The sequence below is a fragment of the Pseudonocardia sp. EV170527-09 genome (assembly GCF_008369905.1).
In the GTDB taxonomy this organism is placed as follows: domain Bacteria; phylum Actinomycetota; class Actinomycetes; order Mycobacteriales; family Pseudonocardiaceae; genus Pseudonocardia.
The window spans coordinates 75,064-93,445 of record NZ_VRMC01000008.1 but is presented as its reverse complement, the minus strand read 5'-3'; the positions used below and the strand labels follow the sequence as shown (position 1 = coordinate 93,445).

The window sequence follows — 18,382 nt, the reverse complement described above, 5'->3', positions numbered from 1 at the left end:
CGACACCGGCCTCGGCGAGAGTCTCCAGCCGGGAGTGCACGAACGTCACCCGGGGCGACCAGTTCTTCCGCCGGGCGCACCGGCGACGCCGACCGGGACGACACCGGCGACGGGCCGGACGACCACGACCGGGGTGGGTCGGGCGCCCCCGACGGTCCCACCCCCGACGACCCCACCTCCGACGACCCCACCTCCGACGAGGACCCGGACACCCGTCCGCGTGGGCACGGCGTCGCCCGGGCGCTGCGGTACGGGCTGCCGGGCTCCCGGCCCGGCTCCTCCGGGCCCGACCCCGTCGCAGAGCCCGACCCCGGCGCCACGGGCCCCCGGCGTCCGACACCCGGTCCTCGTCCGCGCCGCCCGGTCGGGCTCCGCCGCCCCGGCCCCCCTCGGCCGCGCCCCGGCGAGGCGCCCCCGCCCGCCGAGGACGACGAGCCGCCGACCCCGCCGACGGGTACCCGCCGGGTCTGACCGGCGGGCTCCCCGGTCCATGGCCAGCCCGGTCTACAGCCAGCCGTTGCGGCGGAAGTTGCGGTACAGCAGCCCGCACAGCGTCGCGATGACGAGCAGGACGATCGGGTAGCCGAAGTCCCAGTGCAGCTCGGGCATGTAGTCGAAGTTCATGCCGTAGACACCGGCGATCATCGTCGGCACCGAGATCAGACCCGCGTAGGCGGTGATCTTCCGCATGTCGTTGTTCTGCCGCATGCTGATCTTCGCGAGGACCGCGTCGACCAGGGTGGTCAGCAGCTCGTTGAAGCCCGCCACCTGCTCGGCGACGCCCCCGAGGTGGTCGTCGACGTCGCGGAAGTAGGACCGCACGTCGTGCGGGACCAGGGCGCTGTAGCCCTCGGCGAGCTTGCGCATCGGCCCGACCAACGGCATCACGGCGCGGCGCAGGTCGAGGATCTCGCGCTTCATGACGTAGATCTGCTCGGGGTTCATCGTCGAGCGCGGGGAGAACACCTCGGCCTCGACGGCGTCGATGTCGTCCTCGATCTGCCGGCAGACCTCGATGTAGGAGTCCACGACGTGGTCGGCGATCGCGTGCAGCACCGCGGCCGGGCCGAGGGACAGCTGCTCGGGGTCGTCCTCCAGGCGCCGGCGCACCTCGCGCAGGCCGGTGTGGCGGCCGTGCCGGACGGTCACGACGAAGTCGCGCCCGAGGAACGCCATGACCTCGCCGGTCTCGACGATCTCGTTCGACGTCGTCGGGTCGGCGTGCCCGACGTAGCGGACGGTCTTGAGCACCATGAACAGCGTGTCGTCGTAGCGCTCGAGCTTGGGGCGGTTGTGCGCGTGCACCGCGTCCTCGACGGCGAGCTCGTGCAGCCCGTAGGTCTCGGCGATGCCGGAGATCTGCTCCTCGTCGGGCTCGTGCAGCCCGATCCAGACGAAGCCCTCGCCGCGCTCGCGCACCTCGGCGATGGCCTCGTCGTGGGTCCAGCGGCCGGGGAGCCGGTGGCCGTCGAGGTAGACGCCGCAGTCGACGACGTAGGCGGACAGGGGGACACGCAGCCGGACGGGCGGGCTCGCGGCGGCCCGGGCCGCGGCGCGCTCGGCGCGCCGGGACGGGCGGATGGTGGGGCGCAGCTGGGAGAGCGAGGGCATCACGAGGACCACCTCCGGGCGTGCCGGTGCGGCTCGGGGACGAGCGGCACCGGATGACGGTGCGACCGCGCAGGGCGGCCGCCGGGCCGGAACTCGCCTCCCGCCGGGATCAGCCCCGGACGTACCTCGGGGCCGTGCGCAGCGGGAGGCGGCACCTACTGCTCGCCGGTGTCTGGGACGCGGACACCGCACTCACCTCCCTGCTGTTCGGCGGACCGTCCTGTGTCTCGTCCGTGCGTCGGCCGACGTCACCGTGATGTGACATCCCCGACCGCGCACGTGTGAGCCGGACCGCCCTTCCTCGCGCGGGCCACCGGATAGATTACTCCCGCAACGAATCGACGGCGTGATGGGAGTGTGAACGGTGCAGTTCGGGCGCTACTACGAGGAGTTCGAGGTCGGTGCCGTCTACAAGCACTGGCCCGGCAAGACGGTCACCGAGTACGACGACCACCTGTTCTGCCTCCTCACCATGAACCACCACCCGCTGCACATGGATGCGCACTACGCGGAGGAGACGACCGACTTCGGCAAGAACGTCGTGGTCGGCAACTACATCTACTCGCTGCTGCTGGGCATGTCGGTGCCGGACGTGTCGGGCAAGGCGATCGCGAACCTCGAGGTCGAGTCGCTCAAGCACACGAAGCCGACCTTCCACGGCGACACGATCTACGGCGAGACCGAGGTCCTCGACAAGACCCCGTCGAAGTCCAAGGACGACCGCGGCGTGGTGTACGTCGAGACCCGCGGCTACAAGCAGGACGGCACCGTCGTCTGCACCTTCCGCCGCAAGGTGATGGTGCCGAAGCGGTCCTACGGCGACAGCCGCGGCGGCGAACAGCCCGGCCGTCCCACGCCGCAGGTCTGACCCGACGGCCGCACCCCGGCGCAGCGGCCCCCGACTCCCACCGGAGCGGGGGCCGTCGTGTGTCACCCACACGCATACCGCCGGGGCCGTCGGGCACCCGCCGTGGCGGTCAGGCCCGGGGCAGACAGTCCCAGCCGCCGAGGGTCTCGGTGAGGCCCTCGACGACGGCCAGCGCCGCGTAGTCCGCCCGGTCGACGAACCGGGCGTCGGTGGCGTCGTCGCCGGCCCGCGGCGCACCCGCGTCGGCCGCGAGGACGCAGACGTAGTCGGCGATCCGGTACGGGCCTCGGAACACCACCCCGGCGAGCCGGCCGGGGACCACCGTCAGACCGGTCTCCTCGGCGAGCTCGCGGACCACCGCGTCGTGCTCGCTCTCGCCGGCCTCGACCCGCCCACCGGGGACCGACCACAGCCCCCGACCAGGCTCGTTGGCCCGGCGGACGAGCAGCAATCGTCCGTCCGGGTCGAACACGATTCCACCCACGCAGGCGACGTGTCGGCTACTGTCGGTCATCCGAAACGACGGTACGCTGCTCGGGTGCCGGTACCGGGGCCAGCCGGCCCTCCGGTACCAATGACATGTCTGTGTGTCCGACACACCGAGAAACGGGTGGGCAGGGAACGTGAAGAAGATCCTGATCCTGGTTGCGGTGGCGCTGGGGATCTTCCTGGTGATCACCAATCCCAATGGTGCAGCCGGTTCGGTCACCAACGTCGGCAACATCCTCTACGACGCCGCGCAGTCCGTCTCGGTGTTCGTCACCAACCTGATCTGAGCCCGTGCTCGCGCCCCGGGAGATCGACGAGTACCTGCTCCCCACGGAGCGGCGCGTCATCCGTGTGCGCCAGCACTGGGCGGTGATGGTCAAGCACATCTGGCAGACCGCGCTGTTCATCCTCGTGGTCGTCGGGATCGAGCAGCTGCTCGACCGCCCCGGGACCGACCCGGTCCTGGACGTTGTCGTCGACAACCTGACGTTCTACCTGGTCGTCGTCGCGGTCCTGCGGTACACGGCGCTGTCGATCCTCTGGTGGATCGAGCGGATCGTGATCACCGACAAGCGGGTGATGATCGCCCAGGGGATCATCGTGCACAACGTCGGCATGATGCCCCTGGGCAAGGTCACCGACCTCACGTTCCAGCGTTCGCTGTCCGGGCGCATGCTCGGCTACGGGACCATGGTCGTCGAGTCCGCGGGGCAGATCCAGGCGCTCAACCGCATCGACTACATGCCGCGGCCCGAGGAGATCTACGAGGCGCTCTCCGAGCTGGTCTTCGGGGAGAAGGGCAAGACCCGCGCGACGGGCATGCTCGCCAAACCACGCTGGCGGCGCTGACCCCGCCGCCACCCCTCCGGGGCGCCGCACCGGCGCCGCCGGACAGCCGTCCCGACGCGGGGCCGCGCACCGTGCGCGGCCCCGCGTCGTCGTGCGCGCGCCCGTGCTCCGGAGCGCGGCCCGGAGCACGGGGCCCTTGACGTACGCCGGCGGCGGCTTATCGTTCATCGAACGAATCAATCGTTCGGTGAACGAGAAGAGGTGTGTGTGCCGGTGACAGTGACCCGCCGGGCCGCCCTGCGTGGCGGCCTGGCAGGGCTGGGCCTGGCCGGGCTCGGCGCCGCCGGGCTCACCGGCTGCGGCGGCGCACCCGCGTCGACGGCGATCCCGGAGGCGGGACCGGCCGGACCGGCCCGTCGCGGCGGGCGCATGGTCGTCGCCCGGCCGCCCGCGTCCGGGGCCGAGACACTGGACCCCGCGAGCTCGCTGTCGGCCTACGAGTACCTCGGCGCGCTCTACGACCGCCTCGTCGTGCTCGACGACACCGGCGCCGCCGTCCCGGGGCTCGCCGAGTCCTGGGAGTCGAGCCCGGACGCGCGGACCTGGCGGTTCCGGCTGCGCCGCGGCGTCACCTTCCACCACGGTCGCGAGCTCACCGCCGCCGACGCCGTCCACACACTGCGGCGCATCCTGGATCCCGCGACGTCGTCGCCGATGGCCGGGGTGTTCGCCGGGCTCCTGGAGCCGGCCGGGCTGTCGGCCCCGGACCCGTACACGTTGCAGGTCGCGCTGGCCAAGCCCGCGGCCGAGCTCCCGTCGCTGCTGTCGGGCTACCAGTGCGGGGTGCTGCCGGCGTCGGGGGAGATCGGGGTCGGCACCGGCCCGTTCGCGCTCGGGGGGTTCACCCCGGCCGGGCGGGGCAGTGTCACCGCCCACGACGACCACTGGGCAGGCCGCCCGCGGCTCGACGAGATCGCGTTCGCCTCCGTCGCCGACGCTCAGGCCCGCACCAACGCGCTGCTCGCCGGGCAGGTGCACCTGCTCATGCAGACGAACCTCGACACCGCGACCGCCCGGGTGGTGGCGTCCTCGCCGCGCACGACGGTGGCGCGTTCGCGCAACGCCCAGTGGTACACGGTCCCGATGCTCGCGACGGCAGCGCCGTTCACCGACCCCGTGGTCCGCGACGCCGTCCGGCTGGCTTACGACCCGCAGGCCGTGCTGGACACCGCCGCGCGCGACGCGGGCGTCGTCGGCGGGGACAACCCGGTCCCGCCCGGACAGCGGGACTGGGTCTCGACGCTGCGCCCGCGCGACCCCGACCGGGCCCGGTCGCTGCTGCGCCGCGCCGGTGCCGACGGCCTGGAGCTCGACGTCTACACCTCGGCCTACGACCCGCTGTTCACCCCGGTCGCGGTCGCGTTCGCCGACTCCCTCGCCGACGCCGGGATCCGCGCCCGGCTGGTCACCGCACCGGCCGACTCGTACTACACCCAGGTGTGGATGACCCGCCCGCTGTGCGTGTCGTACTGGTTCACCGGCCGCCCGATCGACCAGCTACTCAACCAGATCTTCCGGTCCGGGTCGTCCTACAATGAGTCCGCCTGGGCCGACCCCCGGTTCGACGCGATGCTCGACGCCGCCAGGGCCGAGACCGACGCGGCCCGCCGTCGCACGCTCTACCAGGATGCCCAGCGCTACGTCGCCGTCCACGGCTCCGCGCTCACCCCGATGTTCGCCGACCGCCTGGTCGGCATGTCCCGCGACGTCCGCGGCTACCGCGAGCACGGGTTCGAGTTCGACTACCGCGGGCTGGGGTTCGCATGACCGGCTACGTGCTGCGCCGGCTCGGCGTCTCGGTGCTGACCCTGCTGCTGGCCTCGGTGCTGGTCTTCGTCGCGCTCCAGGCGCTGCCCGGGGACCTCGCCACCCAGCTGCTCGGCCGCGACGCGACGCCCGACGCGGTCGCGGCGCTGCGCGAGCAGCTCGGCCTCGACCGCCCCGCCTGGGAGCGCTACCTCGGCTGGCTGGGCGCCGCGCTCACCGGCGACCTCGGGACGTCGCTGGTCAGCGGGGACCCGGTCACGGCCGACCTGGCGGTGCACCTGCGCAACACCCTGCTCGTCGCCGGGCCCGCGGTGCTCGTCGGCATCCCGCTCGCGGTGGGGCTCGGCGTCGTCGCGGGGCTGTACCGCGACCGCGGCCCGGACCTGGTGATCTCCACCGTCTGCCTGGTCGGGATGAGCGTGCCGGAGTTCGTCGTCGCGACCGTGCTGGTCCTGCTGTTCGCGATCACGGTCCCGCTCGCGCCCGCCGTCGTGCTGGACGGGCCGACCGCACCCGTCGCCGACCTGGCCGGGGCGATCTGGCTGCCCGCGATCGCGCTCACCACGGTCATGGCCGCCTACATCGTGCGGATGGCCAGGGCCGGGGTGATCGACACGATGGGCTCGGAGTTCGTCACGACCGCGACGCTCAAGGGCGTCGGGCGCGGCCGGATCGTCCTCGCCCACGTGCTGCCCTCGGCGCTGCTGCTGACGCTCAACGTCATCGCCGTGAACCTGGCCTGGCTGATCGGAGGAGCCGTCGTGGTCGAGGCGGTGTTCAACTACCCCGGCGTCGGGACGCTGATGCTGCGCGCGGTGCAGAACCGCGACGTCCCGACCCTGCAGGCGGTCGCGGTGCTCGGCGCGGTCGTCTACGTCGTGGTCAACCTGGCCGCCGACCTCGCGGCGATGGCCCTGGACCCGCGGCTGCGGAGCACCCGGTGAGCCGGGCGCCGCTGCTCGTCGGGGCCGCACTGGTCGGGCTACACCTGCTGCTCGCGCTGGCCGCGCCGCTGCTGACGCAGTACTCCCCGGTCGTGAGCGACCCGGCGTCCGCGCTGCAGGACCCGTCCTGGGCGCACTGGGCGGGCACCGACGCCTACGGCCGCGACGTGCTGGCCCGGGTCCTGTACGGCGGCCGGTACGCGCTCGCGGTGTCGGTCGCCGCGACCGTCGCCGCGGTCGGGCTCGGGACCCTGCTCGGCTGCCTGGTCGCCCTGCGCGGCGGGTGGCTCGACGACGCCGTCATGCGCGTCCTGGACGCGGTGCTGGCCGTCCCGCCGGTGCTGGCGCTGCTCGTGGTCGTGTCGGTCCTCGGCGCCGGCCCGGCGGTCGTCGTGCTCGCGGTGACGGTGACCTACGCCCCGGCGGTGGTCCGCGTCGTGCGCGCCGCCGCGATGTCGGTGGTCCGGCTCGACTTCGTCGCCGCGGCCCGGATGCGCGGCGAACGCACCGGGTCGGTGCTGGTCCGCGAGGTCCTGCCGAACGTCGTCGGTGTCGTGGCCGTCGAGTTCGCGCTGCGCGCGTCCTGGGTGGTCCTGCTGATCAGCTCGCTGTCGTTCCTCGGGTTCGGGGCCGCGCCCCCGACGCCGGACTGGGGGCTCATGGTGGCCGAGAACCGTACGGCCGTCACCGTCGTGCCGTGGAGCGTGCTCGCCCCGATCCTGGCCCTGGCCACGCTGGTCATCGGGCTGAACCTGGCCGCGGACGGCCTGGCGAACCGGTGGGGCGTCGACCGGATGACGGCGGGGGCCGGCCGATGAGCGCCCCGGTCGTCGAGGTCGACGGTCTCGGGATCGCCTACCGCGCGGGCCGGGCCGACGTGCCCGTGGTGCGCGGGGTGTCCTTCGCCGTCGAGCCGGGGTGCACCCTCGGCCTGGTCGGGGAGTCGGGCAGCGGCAAGTCCACCGTCGCCGCGGCGCTGCTCGGCCACCTGCGCCGCGGGTCGCGGATCACCGCGGGCACCGTCGCGCTGCACGGCGAGGACGTGTTCGCCGCGGCCCGCGACGGGTGCGCGCGCTGCGCCGCGGGACCGTCGCGATGGTCGCGCAGAACTCCGGGGCGGTGCTGACACCGTCGATGCGGATCGGCGTCCAGCTCGCCGAGGCACTGCCCGAGGGGACCGGCGACCGGGACGCCCGGGTCGCGGAGCTGCTCGACCGCGTCCGGCTCGACCCCGGGCTCGCGCCGCGGTACCCGCACCAGCTCTCCGGCGGGCAGCAGCAGCGGGTCTCGATCGCCATGGCCGTCGCGGCCCGGCCGCACCTGCTCGTGCTCGACGAGCCGACCACCGGGCTGGACGTGCTCACGCAGGAGGAGGTGCTGCGGCTGCTGGCCGAGCTCGCCGAGGCCGACGGGCTCGCGAGCGTGCTGGTCAGCCACGACCTCGGCGTCGTGCGGCGGATGGCCGACGAGGTGCTGGTCCTGCGCGGGCTGCGTGGCTGGGTCCGGGCTCTGGAACCTCGGCGTTGCGCGCCATCACGCACCCCCGCCGGTGAGGTACTGGCGATCGTCGGGGAGTCGGGGAGCGGCAAGTCCACCCTGGCCCGGGCGCTCGCCGGCCTCGTCGTCCCGGCCGGGGGGACGCTGCGGCTGTGCACCCCGGACGGCGACCTGTCCCGGCCCGCCGGACGGCGACCGGTCGAGGTCCGCCGGGCCCTGCAGATGGCCTTCCAGAGCGCCGACACCGCGCTGAACCCGCGGCGCACCGTCGGCTCGTCGCTGGCCCGCCCGGTCCGGCTGTTCGGCACGGCGACCGGGCGGTCGGGGGTCGCCCGCCGGGTCGCGGAGCTGATCGCCGACGTGCGGCTCGATCCGTCGTTCGGCGGGCGGCTCCCGGCGCAGCTGTCGGGCGGGCAGCGCCAGCGGGTCGGGATCGCCCGCGCGCTGGCCGGGGACCCGGCCGTCGTCGTCGCGGACGAGGTGACCACCGCGCTCGACGTGTCGGTGCAGGCCTCGGTCCTGGCTCTGCTCGACGACCTGCGCCGCGAGCGCGACCTCGCGGTGCTGCTGATCAGCCACGACCTCGCCGTGGTGCGCGGCCTCGCCGACCGGGTGCTGGTGCTGCGGCACGGCCGGGTCGTCGAGCACGGGCCGACCGCCGAGGTCTTCGCCGACCCGCGGCACCCCTACACCCGCGAGCTGCTCACCGCCGCCCGCTACACCGATCTCGGCAGTCCGGAGGAGACCCCAGCACCATGAGGTACCGCGATGCGTTCCCCCGCCGTACCGAGACCGTCGACGCCTGGATCCCCACCCGCGACGGCACCCGGCTGCACGCCCGCATCCAGCTCCCGATCGACGCCCTCGCCGACCCGGTGCCCGCGCTGCTGGAGTACCTGCCCTACCGCAAGGACGACTGGACCGCGCCCCGCGACGCCGCCCGCCACCCCTGGTACGCCGGGCACGGCTACGCCTCGGTGCGCGTCGACGTCCGGGGGACCGGTGACTCCGAGGGCCTGCTGCTCGACGAGTACACCCCGGCCGAGCTGACCGACGGCGTCGACGTCGTCGAGTGGCTGGCCGCCCAGCCCTGGTGCACCGGCCGGGTCGGGATGTTCGGGATCTCCTGGGGCGGGTTCAACGCCCTGCAGGTCGCCGCGCTCGCCCCCGACGCGCTGCAGGCGGTCGTCACCGTCTGCTCCACCGACGACCGCTACGACAACGACGTGCACTACACCGGTGGCGCCGTGCTCGGCATCGACATGGCGGGGTGGTCGGGCACCATGCTGGCGTTCACCGCCCGGCCGCCGGACCCGGCCGTCGTCGGGGAGCGGTGGCTGCCGATGTGGCGCGAGCGCCTGGAGGCGGCCGAACCGTTCCTGCACCACTGGCTGGCCCACCCCGAGCGCGACGACTACTGGCGGCACGGCTCGGTCTGCGAGGACCCCTCGGCGATCCGGGCCGCGGTGCTCGCCGTCGGCGGCTGGAACGACCCGTACCGCGACACCGTGCTCCGCCTGCTGTCCACACTGGATGCCCCCGTGAAGGGGATCGTCGGGCCGTGGGCGCACCGCTACCCCGACATCGAGCTCCCGCCCGGCCCCGCGATCGGGTTCCTGCAGGAGACACTGCGATGGTGGGACCGCTGGCTCAAGGACGAGCCCACCGGGGTCGAGGACGACCCGCCGCTGCGGGCCTGGATCCAGGAACCGGTCCGGCCCGCCACCACCTACCCGGAGCGGCCGGGGCGGTGGGTCGGCACGGCGGCCGTCGGGGAGACCACCCGTGAGCTGGTGCTGGGCAGCGGGACGGAGCCGGTCGTCGTCGCCGCGCCGGACCACACCGGGATCGACGCCGGGCGCTACTTCCCGTTCGGTAACCCCACCGACCTGCCGCCCGACCAGCGCGCCGAGGACGGACGCTCGGTCTGCTTCGTCCTCGGCCCGCTGCCCGGGCGCATCGAGATCCTCGGCAGGCCGGTGGTGCGGCTGCGCCTGGACGCCGACCGGCCCGCGGCCGCCGTCGTCGTGCGGCTGTGCACCGTGGACGACGACGGCGCGTCCACACTGGTCACCCGGGGCGTGCTGAACCTGACCCGCCGCCACGGCCGCGACCGCACCGTGCCGTGGACCCCCGGTGTCCCGGAGACGGTCGAGGTACCCCTGATGGCGACCGGCTCCGCGGTCCCCGCCGGCGGGCGGCTGCGGGTCGCGGTCTCGCAGGCGTACTGGCCGTGGGTGTGGCCGCACCCCGACCCGGTACGCCTGACGGTCGTGCCCGCACAGAGCTCGCTGACCCTGCCGCTGAACTCCGGCACCGACCTCCCGGCGACGACGTTCGGGCCGCCCGAGCAGGCGCCGCCGCTGCCGGTGACGACCACCCCGCCGCCGGACCGTCCCGAACGCGAGGTCCTCCACGACGTCGGCGCCGGTACCTGGGAGCTGCGCGTCGATCCCCGCTACGGCGGCTCGCGCACCTTCCCCGACGGGCTGTCCTACGCCGAGGACACCCGCGAGACCTACCGGATCACCGACGGCGACCCGCTCTCGGCGCGCGCCGAGTCGGCCTGGACGATCGCGATCGGCCGCGGCGACTGGCGGACCGACATCGAGACCCGCTCGGTGCTCACGGCGACCGCCACCGACTTCGTCGCCGAGAGCTCGTTGGTCGCCCGGTCCGGCGACGAGGTCGTCGCCGAGCGGCACTGGCACCGCAGGATCCCGCGGCGGGGCGCATGACCGCCCGGCCCGCGCCGCGGCGCCGTCAGCCCACCGAGGTCCGGCGCGCGATGGTGCTCGAGGCGGTCCCGGCGCTGGTCGCCGAGCGCGGGGTGCGCGGCACCGGGATCCGCGACATCGCCGCCGCGGCCGGGGTGTCGGTCGGGACACTGACCTACCACTTCTCCGGCGTCCGGGAGATCCTCGCCGAGGCACTCGCCGTGCAGCTCGCCGCCTACTACGACCCGCTGCGGGAACGGGCCGCGACGCTGGCCCCGCGCGACGGCCTGGACCTGCTGCTCGCCGCGTCGCTCGACGAGGAGACGCGGCCGCACTGGCGGCTGTGGCTGGAGTGCTGGCAGGACGGTGTGTGGGACGACGAACGGTCCCAGCACGAGCGCTACACCGGCTGGCACGCCGTCCTGCGGGACCTGGTGGTCGCCGGGGTCGCGGACGGTTCGCTGCGCTGCGCGGACCCCGACGGCACCGCGGCGCGGCTCGTCGCGCTGGTCGACGGGCTGGCCCTGCAGCGGCTGCGCGGGGTGCCCCCGATGTCGTCGGAGCGGGCCGTCGCGCACGTCCGGGCCGCGCTGGCCGACTGGACCGGGTCGCCCCGCCCGACGGGGGAGTAGGCACCGCGTCCCGGGGCGGGCCGGCGGTGTGCCGGGCTAGTGTCGGCGGCGTGTCCGTCATCGACCTGCACGCCCACTCCACCGAGTCCGACGGCACCGACTCCCCGGCCGGGCTGGTCCGGGCGGCCGGCGCCGCGGGGCTCGACGTCGTCGCGATCACCGACCACGACACCACCGGTGGGTGGGCCGACGCGGCCGCGGCGCTCCCACCGGGGCTCGCGCTGGTGCGCGGCGCGGAGTTCTCCTGCCTGAGCCCGACCGGCCGCACGGGCGAGCCGCGCTGCTCGGTGCACCTGCTGGGCTACCTGTTCGACCCCGAGCACGCCGCGATCGTCGCGGAGCAGGAGCGGCTGCGGGCCGAGCGTGTGCAGCGCCTGGAGACGATGATCGGGCGGATGGCCGCCGACGGGTACCCGGTCGACGTCGACACCGTGTTCGCGCACCTGCCCGAGGGCGGCAGCGCGGGCCGGCCGCACCTGGCCCGCGCGCTCGTCGCGGCCGGCGTCGTCGTGTCGGTCGACGAGGCCTTCGCCGAGCTGCTGCACAACGACAGCCCCTACTACGTGCCGCGTGCCGACACCCGGGTCGAGACGGCCGTCGAGATGATCGTCGCGGCCGGCGGGGTCGCGGTGTTCGCGCACCCGCTGGCCCGCACGCGCGGTGTGGTCGTGGAGCCGTCGGTGCTCGTCGACCTGATCGGCTGGGGGCTGGGCGGGATCGAGGTCGACCACCCGAACCACGCCCCGGTCGACCGCGAGCTGCTGCGTGGGATCGTCGCCGAGCACGGCCTGCTCGCCACCGGCTCCAGCGACTACCACGGAACCAACAAGACCACCCCGCTCGCCGCGGAGACGACCGACCCGGAGGTCTACGCGGCCCTGACCGAGCGGGCCACCGGCGTGCCCGTGCTGCACGGCTGATCCGGCGGCGCTGCGTGACGGTGGGGCACCGGGAGTGAGCGACGTTCGGTGACCGTCCGGGAGTACCGTGGCGCCATGGCCCGGACCACCGCTCCCGCCACCGGGGCCCCGGACGGTCAGCTCGGCCTGGACCTGCTCGACCCCGGCTTCGGTGCGACCGCGCTGCACCGGGTCACCCCGGCCCGGCTCGACACCTGGGACGCCTGCCCGCGCCGCTACCGGATGCTGCACGTCGACCGCCCGGCCCCGTCGCGGGGCGGCGGGTTCGCCCACACCACGCTCGGTGCGGTGGTGCACCTGGCGTTGCGCTCGCTGGCGGCCCTGCCCGTCGAGCGGCGCACCCCGGAGCAGGCCGCGGCGCTGGTGGACCGGCACTGGACCGGTGAGGGGTTCGCCGACGACGCCCAGGCCGCCCGCTACCGCGAGCGCGCCCGGGACTGGCTGGCCGCCGCCGTCGACGGCCCGGTCGGGCGGGACGAGCCGCTCGCGGTCGAACGCTGGGTACGGGCCCCCGCCGGGCCGCTGCTGGTCGAGGGCCGCGTCGACCGGATCGACGGGCGCGACGGCGAGGCCGTCGTCGTCGACTTCAAGACCGGGCGCCGGGTGCCGACCGCGGCCGACGCCGCGGCATCCCGCCAGCTCGCGCTCTACGCCGTCGCCACCGCCTCGGTGTTCCGCCGCCCCTGCCGCACCGTCGAGCTGCACCACGTACCGACCGGAACCGTCGCCGTACACACCCACGACCAGGCCTCCCTCGACCGGCACGTCGCCGCGGCCGCCGGGTCCGCCGACGCCGCCGCCGGGGCGACGACCGCGCTGGCCGACGGCGGCGACGCCGACACGCTCTTCCCGGCCCGCACCGGCGCGCACTGCGGGACCTGCGCGGTCCGCCGCCACTGCGCCCCCGGCCGCGCCGCCGTGCCGGAACCGCGACCGTGGGACCTGCTCGCCCCGTGACCGCCGACCCGCAGTTCCCCGGCCCCCCGCGGCACGGCCGACACCCGATCCCGCCACGCCCGCCGGGCGCACCCGCCCCGTACCGGGCGGGGCCGTCGCACGGGCGCCAGCACCCCGGCCCCGACGGCTACGGCCACCGCCCGCCGGTCCCGCCGTCCGGACCGCCCCGCAGGCGCGGTGACGTCGGGTCCCCGGCCGGTGCACGTCCCACCGAGGCCCTGCCCGCGTCCCGTCGTGCGCCGCGCCGCGGTCTGTCCTCCGGTGCGGCCGAGCCGCCCCGCGACGACGAGCACCCCGCCGCCCGCGCGCCCGGCCGGCGGGCCGACCGCCGCCGCGCCGAGGAGAACGCACGTCGGGCACGGCGCCGTGCCCCCGGACCCGACGTCGACGGGGCCGGGGCCCGGCTGCTGCGAGGCCTGGCCGGGGTGCTCGCCGGCGGACTCGTGGTGCTCGCGCTCGGGCTGGTCGTCGTGGAGTGGGCGGCCGGGAGCAGCGGGGTCCCCGGCCCCGGGACCGGCGCGATCGTCTCGCACGCGGGGGCGGCGGCCGTCGCCGTCGTGGGCCAGGTCGTCGCGGACCGGCGGCGCGACCGCACCGGGCTGCTCGCCGCGCTCGTGGTGATCGTGACGGCGTCGCTGGTGCTCGGGCTCGGCTGGTTCCTGTAGGGGAGCGGGGCCGTCCCGACTCAGCCGGCGGGCCCCAGCACCACGAGCTCGCCGCCGCGCAGCTCGGCCAGCAGGGCGCCCTGGGCGGCGAGCAGCACCGGTCCGGTCACCGGGCCGCGGTCCACCGGCAGGGTCCGTGCGACGACGCCGGTGGCCGGGTCGACGTCGGCGATCCCGCCGGGGACGGGGACGAGCAGCCGGTCGCCGTAGCGGGTGCCCGGGCCGAGGGTGCCGGGCAGGCTCCAGCGCGGCTGGAGGCTGCGGGTGTCCAGCGCGACCGTCGCCCCGCCGGTCCACCAGTAGCGGTTGCGGTCGTCGGCCGTGGTGCGGGCGACGCCGTCGGCGGGGGCGGCGACCGTCGCACCCGCGTCGATCGGGAACTCCCCGATGCCGCGCCCGCCCCCGTCGTAGAGGGCCAGGCGGGGGACACCCGGCAGCAGGACGGCGACGCGCTCGGACGACGCGGCGATCACCTGGGCGCCGTCGGTCCCGACGATCGACGACGAGTCGAACGCGGGCCGGTCGCCCTCGGTGCGGCTGGGACGCAGCACCGTCAACCGCTCGGAGGGCTCACCGGGGCAACGCTCCAGGATCACGGCGCGGTCCTCGGCGGCGGCGAAGGAGCGGAACGAGCACCCCGACCGTGGCTGCGAGCCGGGCTCCTCCAGCGCGCGCACCGTGCCGTACTCGGCGGTGCGGACCAGGTCGGAGCGGAAGGTCTCGACGTAGTCCTGGCCGGTCGCGAGCACCGGGTCCTGGCCGATCAACCGGGTGCCGGGCCGGGCGTCGAGGGTTCTGGCCGGCCCGCGGGCGCCGGAGTCGGGCTGGAGCGTGGAGAGCTCCGAGCAGTACTCGTCGTTGCGGTAGAGCGCGAGCACGCGACCGTCGGCGAACCCGGTGGTGCACAACGGCAGGTCGCGTTCGTAGCTCCAGCGCTCGGCACCGGTGCGCGCGTCGCGCCCGGAGACCCGCGACCCCTCGGCGACGACGACGCCGTCCCCGACCGCCAGCGGCACCGGGGTGTCCGGGCTGGCCGCCCGCCACAGTTCGGTGAAGTCGGCCGGGACGGGGCCGACCGGTGGTGGCGGGGTGGGTGCGGTCGTGGCCGTCACCGACTCGGTGTGCGCGGCCGGGCTCTGCACCGCGTAGAGCACCGCGATCCCGGCCAGCAGCAGCACGAGCACCGCGGCGACCAGTCGGTCGCCGCGGTGTCGTCGTTCGGCGGGGATGCCCGGGAGCGGGAGCCGGTCCCGCAGGGGGCGGCCGCGCAGCACGCGTGGTGTCAGCTGGCGGCCGCGTCGGCCCCGTCGGCGGACTCGCCGCCACCGGGTCCGCGCCGCGACCCGCCGCGGCGACGACGACGGCGCGGCGTGGCCGCTCCGCCCTCGGTCGACGCGCCGGCGTCCGGCCCGTTCTGCGGGGCGCCCTCGGTGGAGCCCGCGGCGGCACCCTCGGCCGTGACCGAGGCACCCGCCTCGACCGCGACGCCGCCCCGGGTCCGGGAACGGGAGCGGTTGCGCCGCGGGCGGCGACCGCCCTCGTCGCCGTCGCCGTTGCGGCCGGCCTCGCGGCTGCCACCGTCACGACCGCCACCGTCACGGCCGCTACCGTCACGACCGCCACCGTCGCGACGGCTGCCGCGCGGCTTGCGGGCGCCCTGGTGGTCGCCGTCGGAGTCGATGTACTCGGCGTCGAGCCCGGCGCGGGTACGCGCGGACAGCGGGAGCCGCCCGGACGCCGTCGTCGGGATGTCGAGGTCGGTGAACAGGTGGTCCGAGGTCGAGTAGGTCTCGACCGGCTCGTCGATGCCCAGCGACAGGTCGTCGGAGATCATCTTCCAGCGCGGGGTCTCGTCCCAGTCCACCAGCGTGACCGCGACGCCCTCGCGTCCGGCGCGGCCGGTGCGACCGATCCGGTGCACGTAGGTCTTGGCGTCCTCGGGGCACTGGTAGTTGATGACGTGCGTGACGCCGGTGACGTCGATGCCGCGGGCCGCGACGTCGGTCGCGACCAGCACGTCGACCTTCTCCGCGCGGAACGCACGCAGTGCCTGCTCGCGAGCGCCCTGGCCGAGGTCACCGTGCACCGCCGCGGCGGCGAAGCCGCGCTCGGCGAGGTCGTCGGCGACGCGCTGGGCGGTCCGCTTGGTCCGGGTGAAGATCATGGTCAGGCCGCGGTCCTTGGCCTGCAGGGCCCGGGTGACCAGCTCGACCTTGTCCATCGCGTGTGCGCGGTAGACCAGCTGCTTGGTCCGCTCGTGGATGGAGCCCTGGTCGGCCTCCTCCGCGCGGATGTGCGTCGGACGGGTCAGGAACGCCCGCGAGAGCTGTACGATCGGGCCCGGCATGGTCGCCGAGAACAGCATCGTGTGTCGCTCCTCGGGGAGCATGCGCAGGATCCGCTCGACGTCGGGCAGGAAGCCCAGGTCCAGCATCTCGTCGGCCTCGTCCAGGACGAGTGCCTTGACCCGGCCGAGGACCAGGTGGCGCTGCTCGGCGAGGTCGAGCAGCCGGCCCGGGGTGCCGACGATGACGTCGACGCCCTTGCGCAGGGCCTCCAGCTGCGGCTCGTAGGCCCGGCCGCCGTAGATGGCGACGACGCGCACGCCCAGGTTCTTGCCCGCGGCGGCGATGTCCCGGGCGACCTGCACGCACAGCTCGCGGGTCGGGACGACGACGAGCGCCTGCGGGACGTCCTTGGTGCGGTCGGCGGCCTCGCCCTCGGCGGTGGCGGCGGGGCGCTCACCGGGCGGGGTGATCCGCTGCAGCAGCGGGACGCCGAAGCCCAGCGTCTTGCCGGTGCCGGTGCGGGCCTGGCCGATGACGTCCTCGCCGGCGAGTGCCAGCGGGAGGGTGAGCTCCTGGATCGCGAACGTCCGCACGATGTCGTTCTCCGCGAGCGCGGAGACGATCTCGGGCCGGACGCCGAGCTCGGCGAAGGTCGGGGGGAGCTTCTCGCCGCCGGGGTTGGTCACGCCGAGCGGGGTCTCGCTGGGGGTGATGCCGGTGGGCAGGAAGCCCGGGTCGGCCTCGGGGGTGTCGGTGCTGTCGCTTCGGGACAGTGTGATCGCCTCTCTCCGCGCACAGGAGCCGTGGCGTGGCTCGTCGACCGGCCCCGGGCCGTCGGGACGGTCCGGGCGGGAGAGCAGCCGAGGCGCTGCGCGCACCAGTACGGGTGCGGGTCCCGGTGAGACGTGCTCGGCCGGGTCGGCCGCTCGTCCCGTTACCCGGTCCCCGCGCGGTGGGCGCGTCCCCGTGGAGTCCCATGAGCCCGAAATCCGGTGACGCGCTGACCGCATGGTACCCGCCACGGCGCCCGAACACGACGGCGCGGCCGTCGCCGGGTGGGGTGAGTTGCCTCGCGCCGTGGTCGCGACGGCCGTCGCGGGCCGCCCGGCCGGCCGGTACGGCCCGGTTAGGGTGGCGTCCATGACCACTGGAGGCGACGCGCCGACGGCCGCGACCGTGGAGCTGCTCGGCGTGCTGGCCTACGGCGAGCTGTCGGCGTTCGACCGGCTCGCCGAGGACGCCCGGGCCGCGCCGACGCTGGCCGGCCGCGCGCAGCTGTCGACGATGGCGGCCGCCGAGATCGGCCACTTCCGCCTGATCGAGGACCACCTGGGCCGCAGCGGGATCGCCGTCGCGGACGCGATGGCGCCGTTCGTCGCGCTGATCGACAGCTACCACGCCTCGACCGCCCCGCGGAGCTGGCTGGAGTCGCTGGTCAAGGCCTATCTCGGGGACGGTCTCGGCGCCGACTTCTACCGTGAGGTCGCGGGCTGGGTGGATCCCGGCACCGGTGACCTGGTGCAGCGGGTGCTCGCCGACACCGGGCACTCCGCCTTCGCCGAGCGCGAGGTGCAGGCCGCCTGCGCCGCCAACCCGGCGCAGCGGGACCGGCTGGCCCTGTGGGGCAGGAGGCTGCTGGGCGAGGCCGTCACCCACGCCCAGCGGGTCGTCGCCGAGCGCGACGAGCTGGCCGAGTTCATCGTGCTCGGCTCGGGGGAGAAGGGCGGCGTGGCCGGGCTGATCCGGACGGTGCAGACCGCGCACGGCCGCCGGATGGGCAGGCTCGGACTCTCCTGAGTCCCGGCCCGGCGGTCGGGGTCGCGGCTCGCCGATGCTCCGGCCCGATCTCGACTAGCCTGGCGCGGGCAAGGTGATCAGAAGTGACGGATCGGGAGGACCACCGGTGAAGGTCAAGATCGGCATCGCGGAGACCCCGCGGGAGCTCGTGGTGTCCAGCGACCGCACGCCGGACGAGGTGGCCCAGCTCGTGAGCGGGGCGATGAAGTCCGACGACGGGCTGCTGGACCTCACCGACGACGAGGGCCGTCGCTACGTCGTCCCGGTCGCGCGCATCTCGTACGTGGAGATCGGCCCGTCCGAGGAGCGCCGGGTCGGGTTCGGCCTCAGCGGCTGAGCGCACCCGGGGTCGTCCGGGCCCGGTACCCGTCCGCGGGGCCG

The 18,382-nt window shown here is 75.2% G+C and carries 19 protein-coding genes and 1 pseudogene; 16 read left to right on the top strand and 4 right to left on the bottom strand.

Features of this window, described 5'->3' with window-relative positions; translation table 11 throughout:
- A pseudogene (locus tag FVA95_RS31910) lies at positions 1-471 on the top strand (hypothetical protein); the annotation flags it as partial.
- A 33-nt stretch (positions 472-504) separates the two neighbouring features.
- On the opposite strand, the gene corA reads toward FVA95_RS31910, so the two are convergent.
- Positions 505-1,611 (bottom strand): magnesium/cobalt transporter CorA, encoded by a 1,107-nt coding sequence (corA, locus tag FVA95_RS04045; RefSeq protein WP_164514833.1) that lies wholly within the window; start codon positions 1,609-1,611, stop codon positions 505-507.
- Between the two features lie 364 nt (positions 1,612-1,975).
- On the opposite strand from corA, the gene FVA95_RS04040 reads away from it, so the two are divergent.
- Complete coding sequence (locus FVA95_RS04040) at positions 1,976-2,479, top strand: MaoC family dehydratase (protein ID WP_020623563.1); 504 nt, start codon at positions 1,976-1,978, stop codon at positions 2,477-2,479.
- A gap of 109 nt (positions 2,480-2,588) precedes the next feature.
- Here FVA95_RS04040 and FVA95_RS04035 read toward each other — a convergent pair whose 3' ends face one another.
- Positions 2,589-2,993, bottom strand: coding sequence for an NUDIX hydrolase (locus FVA95_RS04035; RefSeq protein WP_149662989.1), 405 nt, complete (start codon positions 2,991-2,993; stop codon positions 2,589-2,591).
- A gap of 109 nt (positions 2,994-3,102) precedes the next feature.
- Between FVA95_RS04035 and FVA95_RS04030 the strand changes: the two genes are divergently transcribed.
- The 12 genes from FVA95_RS04030 (at position 3,103) to FVA95_RS03980 (ending at position 13,916) form a co-directional block, all read left to right on the top strand.
- Positions 3,103-3,255, top strand: a complete 153-nt coding sequence (locus FVA95_RS04030; protein ID WP_020623561.1) for a hypothetical protein — start codon at positions 3,103-3,105, stop codon at positions 3,253-3,255.
- Positions 3,256-3,259: 4 nt separating this feature from the next.
- Positions 3,260-3,817, top strand: coding sequence for a PH domain-containing protein (locus tag FVA95_RS04025; RefSeq protein WP_149662988.1), 558 nt, complete (start codon positions 3,260-3,262; stop codon positions 3,815-3,817).
- Between the two features lie 213 nt (positions 3,818-4,030).
- Entirely contained in the window at positions 4,031-5,584 is a 1,554-nt protein-coding gene (locus FVA95_RS04020; RefSeq protein WP_240051255.1) for an ABC transporter substrate-binding protein, read from the top strand.
- Complete coding sequence (locus FVA95_RS04015; RefSeq protein ID WP_149662986.1) at positions 5,581-6,528, top strand: ABC transporter permease; 948 nt, start codon at positions 5,581-5,583, stop codon at positions 6,526-6,528. The genes FVA95_RS04020 and FVA95_RS04015 overlap by 4 nt, the downstream gene beginning before the upstream one ends.
- A complete protein-coding gene (locus tag FVA95_RS04010; RefSeq protein WP_149662985.1) occupies positions 6,525-7,346 on the top strand; it encodes an ABC transporter permease in 822 nt (273 codons plus the stop codon). The genes FVA95_RS04015 and FVA95_RS04010 overlap by 4 nt, the downstream gene beginning before the upstream one ends.
- The gene (locus tag FVA95_RS32625; RefSeq protein WP_255474607.1) at positions 7,343-7,654 is read left to right on the top strand and encodes an ATP-binding cassette domain-containing protein; all 312 of its coding nucleotides are present in this window, start codon (positions 7,343-7,345) and stop codon (positions 7,652-7,654) included. The genes FVA95_RS04010 and FVA95_RS32625 overlap by 4 nt, the downstream gene beginning before the upstream one ends.
- On the top strand, positions 7,624-8,784 hold the full coding sequence (locus FVA95_RS33445) for an ABC transporter ATP-binding protein (RefSeq protein WP_255474608.1): 1,161 nt from the start codon (positions 7,624-7,626) through the stop codon (positions 8,782-8,784). Before FVA95_RS32625 ends, FVA95_RS33445 begins: the two co-directional genes overlap by 31 nt.
- Positions 8,781-10,763 (top strand): CocE/NonD family hydrolase, encoded by a 1,983-nt coding sequence (locus FVA95_RS04000; protein WP_149662984.1) that lies wholly within the window; start codon positions 8,781-8,783, stop codon positions 10,761-10,763. Before FVA95_RS33445 ends, FVA95_RS04000 begins: the two co-directional genes overlap by 4 nt.
- A complete protein-coding gene (locus FVA95_RS03995) occupies positions 10,760-11,374 on the top strand; it encodes a TetR/AcrR family transcriptional regulator (protein WP_149662983.1) in 615 nt (204 codons plus the stop codon). Before FVA95_RS04000 ends, FVA95_RS03995 begins: the two co-directional genes overlap by 4 nt.
- Before the next feature lie 50 nt (positions 11,375-11,424).
- Positions 11,425-12,294 carry a PHP domain-containing protein gene (locus FVA95_RS03990; RefSeq protein ID WP_149662982.1) on the top strand — a complete coding sequence of 290 codons (870 nt, stop codon included), beginning with the start codon at positions 11,425-11,427 and terminating at the stop codon, positions 12,292-12,294.
- A 75-nt stretch (positions 12,295-12,369) separates the two neighbouring features.
- Complete coding sequence (locus FVA95_RS03985) at positions 12,370-13,251, top strand: PD-(D/E)XK nuclease family protein (RefSeq protein ID WP_149662981.1); 882 nt, start codon at positions 12,370-12,372, stop codon at positions 13,249-13,251.
- Positions 13,248-13,916 (top strand): hypothetical protein, encoded by a 669-nt coding sequence (locus tag FVA95_RS03980; protein WP_149662980.1) that lies wholly within the window; start codon positions 13,248-13,250, stop codon positions 13,914-13,916. The genes FVA95_RS03985 and FVA95_RS03980 overlap by 4 nt, the downstream gene beginning before the upstream one ends.
- Positions 13,917-13,936: 20 nt before the next feature.
- Here the strand turns inward: FVA95_RS03980 and FVA95_RS03975 are convergent, their stop codons facing one another.
- Both FVA95_RS03975 and FVA95_RS03970 read right to left on the bottom strand, forming a co-directional pair.
- Positions 13,937-15,190: a PQQ-binding-like beta-propeller repeat protein gene (locus FVA95_RS03975; RefSeq protein ID WP_161992194.1), complete on the bottom strand. Its 1,254-nt coding sequence runs from the start codon at positions 15,188-15,190 to the stop codon at positions 13,937-13,939.
- Between the two features lie 8 nt (positions 15,191-15,198).
- Positions 15,199-17,085 carry a DEAD/DEAH box helicase gene (locus tag FVA95_RS03970; protein WP_370460827.1) on the bottom strand — a complete coding sequence of 629 codons (1,887 nt, stop codon included), beginning with the start codon at positions 17,083-17,085 and terminating at the stop codon, positions 15,199-15,201.
- Between the two features lie 259 nt (positions 17,086-17,344).
- Here FVA95_RS03970 and FVA95_RS03965 point away from each other — a divergent pair, with 259 nt between their 5' ends.
- Both FVA95_RS03965 and FVA95_RS03960 read left to right on the top strand, forming a co-directional pair.
- The gene (locus tag FVA95_RS03965; protein ID WP_020625914.1) at positions 17,345-18,001 is read left to right on the top strand and encodes a ferritin-like fold-containing protein; all 657 of its coding nucleotides are present in this window, start codon (positions 17,345-17,347) and stop codon (positions 17,999-18,001) included.
- A gap of 106 nt (positions 18,002-18,107) precedes the next feature.
- Positions 18,108-18,338 (top strand): DUF3107 domain-containing protein, encoded by a 231-nt coding sequence (locus FVA95_RS03960; protein ID WP_020625913.1) that lies wholly within the window; start codon positions 18,108-18,110, stop codon positions 18,336-18,338.
- The last annotated feature ends 44 nt before the right edge of the window (positions 18,339-18,382 follow it).

Coding starts and splice junctions, on each gene's coding strand:
- FVA95_RS03965 (WP_020625914.1), top strand. CDS start 17,345: ATGACCACTGGAGGCGACGCGCCGACGGCCGCGACCGTGGAGCTGCTC.
- FVA95_RS04015 (WP_149662986.1), top strand. CDS start 5,581: ATGACCGGCTACGTGCTGCGCCGGCTCGGCGTCTCGGTGCTGACCCTG.
- FVA95_RS03995 (WP_149662983.1), top strand. CDS start 10,760: ATGACCGCCCGGCCCGCGCCGCGGCGCCGTCAGCCCACCGAGGTCCGG.
- corA (WP_164514833.1), bottom strand. CDS start 1,611: ATGCCCTCGCTCTCCCAGCTGCGCCCCACCATCCGCCCGTCCCGGCGC.
- FVA95_RS33445 (WP_255474608.1), top strand. CDS start 7,624: ATGGTCGCGCAGAACTCCGGGGCGGTGCTGACACCGTCGATGCGGATC.
- FVA95_RS03985 (WP_149662981.1), top strand. CDS start 12,370: ATGGCCCGGACCACCGCTCCCGCCACCGGGGCCCCGGACGGTCAGCTC.
- FVA95_RS04000 (WP_149662984.1), top strand. CDS start 8,781: ATGAGGTACCGCGATGCGTTCCCCCGCCGTACCGAGACCGTCGACGCC.
- FVA95_RS04035 (WP_149662989.1), bottom strand. CDS start 2,993: ATGACCGACAGTAGCCGACACGTCGCCTGCGTGGGTGGAATCGTGTTC.
- FVA95_RS32625 (WP_255474607.1), top strand. CDS start 7,343: ATGAGCGCCCCGGTCGTCGAGGTCGACGGTCTCGGGATCGCCTACCGC.